The 2,604-nt window shown below is 62.8% G+C and carries 3 protein-coding genes; 2 read left to right on the top strand and 1 reads right to left on the bottom strand.

The window, feature by feature from the left end:
• The coding region (locus EN884_RS32450; protein WP_164895299.1) for an ABC transporter substrate-binding protein at positions 1 to 226 on the bottom strand (226 nt) is incomplete at its 3' end.
• Between the two features lie 190 nt (positions 227 to 416).
• Here EN884_RS32450 and EN884_RS32445 point away from each other — a divergent pair.
• Positions 417 to 1,235 (top strand): alpha/beta hydrolase, encoded by an 819-nt coding sequence (locus tag EN884_RS32445; RefSeq protein WP_063170051.1) that lies wholly within the window; start codon positions 417 to 419, stop codon positions 1,233 to 1,235.
• Between the two features lie 129 nt (positions 1,236 to 1,364).
• On the top strand, positions 1,365 to 2,604 hold a 1,240-nt coding region (locus tag EN884_RS32440), incomplete at its 3' end, for a homocysteine S-methyltransferase family protein (RefSeq protein ID WP_206617700.1).

Genomic DNA, 2,604 nt, shown 5'->3' with positions numbered 1-2,604 from the left:
ACGTATCCCCGGCAACGCCGCCGGCTGCGTTCGCTTCGTCGATGGCCATCTGCACGCCGCGCTGGAATTCCTGGCCGTCCGCCGCGGCAGGGCCGGTGAGCGGCGCAAGCAGGCCGATCTTGACGACGTCGGCAAAGGCGGGGGCGGCTGATGCGGCAAACATGCCGATCAACGTCGTGCTCATCAGCATATGGCGGATTCGACTTGCGGCGGATTTGGGCTTCATCGTGCTGTTCCCTGTTTTCCTCCCGTTCATCGGGAGTTGGATAATTGACAATCTACGCATAATTGTTCTTATTTGAAAAGGATTTTTCAACGCAACCTGGCCGGGAAGATGGTTCCCGCAAAGGTATGGAAGCCGTGGCGCTTTGCTGCGCAACTGCATTAAAACAGGGCAAGTCCCGACGGAGCGGACAATGACGATCTCGCAGAAGACCCTTGAAACCAGCCACGGCAAGATCGCGGTGCGTGAGACCAGCGGCCAGGGAACCGCTGTCATGCTGATCCACGGCAATTCATCTTCCAGTGCCGTTTTCCGCAACCAGTTGGACGGCCCGTTGGGCGAGCGATATCACCTCATCGCTCCCGACCTACCCGGCCATGGAGCGTCCGGCGATGCGATCGATCCAGAGCGTTCCTACAGCATGGAAGGCTATGCCGATGCCATGACCGAAGTGCTCGGGCTGCTCGGCATCGACAAGGCCATCGTCTTCGGCTGGTCGCTCGGCGGCCATATCGGGCTTGAGATGATCGACCGCTTTCCCGGCCTGCTTGGCTTGATGATCACCGGCACGCCGCCTGTCTCGCCCGAGGAGGTCGGTAGCGGATTCAAGCCGAGCCCGCATATGCATCTCGCCGGGCAGGAGACCTTCACCGGCGCCGACGTGGAGGCCTATGCGCGCAGCACTTGCGGCGAGCCGTTCGAGCCGTTTCTCATCGACACGGTGGCGCGCACCGATGGACGGGCGCGGCGCCTGATGTTCGAAAAGTTCGCGGCCGGCACTGGCCGGAACCAGCGCGAGATCGTGGCCGGCAAGACGCCGCCGATCGCCGTTCTGAACGGCATCGACGAGCCATTCGTCAACACCGATTTCGTCTCCGCTGTGAAATTCTCCAATCTATGGGAAGGCAAGACCCATCTGCTCGACAAATCCGGCCACGCGCCGTTCTGGGATTCGCCGGATCGCTTCAATCCGGTCCTCGCCCGCTTCCTGGCAAGCGTCGACATAGCGTAGGTCCGTCGGAAACCGGCGCCACGGACCCGCCTTCGCGTTGGGTGGGTGACAATCACGCGCATCTGTCGTATATTGACATAAAGATATCCTTATGTGACATGAAAAGGCCTGTCGCCAAAGGGATAAAAAATGTCGCAGAATTCTGCCTCGCTGGACGCATTGTTCGGCCCCGTCGCGGCAAAACCGGACGGCCCGGAAGTGCTTGCCGCGCTGACAGCGGCGGCACGCGAGCGCATTCTCATCCTCGACGGCGCCATGGGCACCCAGATCCAGGGCCTCGGGTTTAACGAGGACCAATTCCGCGGCGAGGCTTTCGCCGGCTGCGCCTGCCATCAGCAGGGCAACAACGACCTTTTGATCCTGACCCAGCCCGGGGCGATCGAGGAGATCCATTATCAATACGCCATCGCAGGCGCCGACATCCTGGAGACCAATACTTTCTCCTCGACCTCGATCGCCCAGGCCGACTACGGCATGGAAGATGCCGTCTATGCGCTGAACCGCGATGGCGCGCGGCTGGTCAGGCGCGCCGCTGTTCGGGCCGAGCAGCAGGACGGCAAACGAAGGTTTGTCGCCGGAGCGCTCGGGCCGACAAACCGCACCGCCTCGATGTCGCCCGACGTCAACAATCCCGGCTATCGCGCCGTGACCTTCGACGATTTGCGCCTCGCCTATGGCGAGCAGCTGCGCGGGTTGATCGATGGCGGCGCCGACATCATCCTGATCGAGACCATCTTCGACACGCTGAACGCCAAGGCGGCGATCTTCGCGGCGGAAGAGATCTTCATCGAGAAGGGCGTGCGCCTGCCCGTGATGATATCGGGCACCATCACGGACCTCTCCGGCCGCACGCTGTCGGGCCAGACGCCGACCGCCTTCTGGCATTCGGTGCGCCATGCCAACCCCTTCACCATCGGCCTCAACTGCGCGCTCGGCGCCAACGCCATGCGAGCGCATCTGGCCGAAATATCCGGTGTCGCCGACACCTTTGTCTGCGCTTATCCGAATGCCGGCCTGCCCAACGAATTCGGCCGGTATGACGAAAGCCCGGACTTCATGGCCGCCCAGATCGAGGATTTCGCGCGTGAGGGACTGGTCAATGTCGTCGGCGGCTGCTGCGGCTCGACGCCGGAGCACATCCGCGCCATCGCCGAGGCGGTGCGGAAGTATCCGCCGCGCGCCATTCCGGACATTGAGCCCAGGATGCGCCTGTCCGGGCTGGAGCCATTCACGCTCACCGACGAGATCCCCTTCGTCAATGTCGGCGAGCGAACCAATGTCACCGGCTCGGCCAAGTTCCGGAAACTGATCACGGCGGGCGACTATGTCGCCGCGCTCGACGTCGCCCGCGACCAGGTCGCCAACGGCG

The sequence above is a fragment of the Mesorhizobium sp. M7A.F.Ca.AU.001.01.1.1 genome, from assembly GCF_004022735.1.
In the GTDB taxonomy this organism is placed as follows: domain Bacteria; phylum Pseudomonadota; class Alphaproteobacteria; order Rhizobiales; family Rhizobiaceae; genus Mesorhizobium; species Mesorhizobium ciceri.
This window is presented reverse-complemented; position numbering and strand designations above follow the sequence as displayed.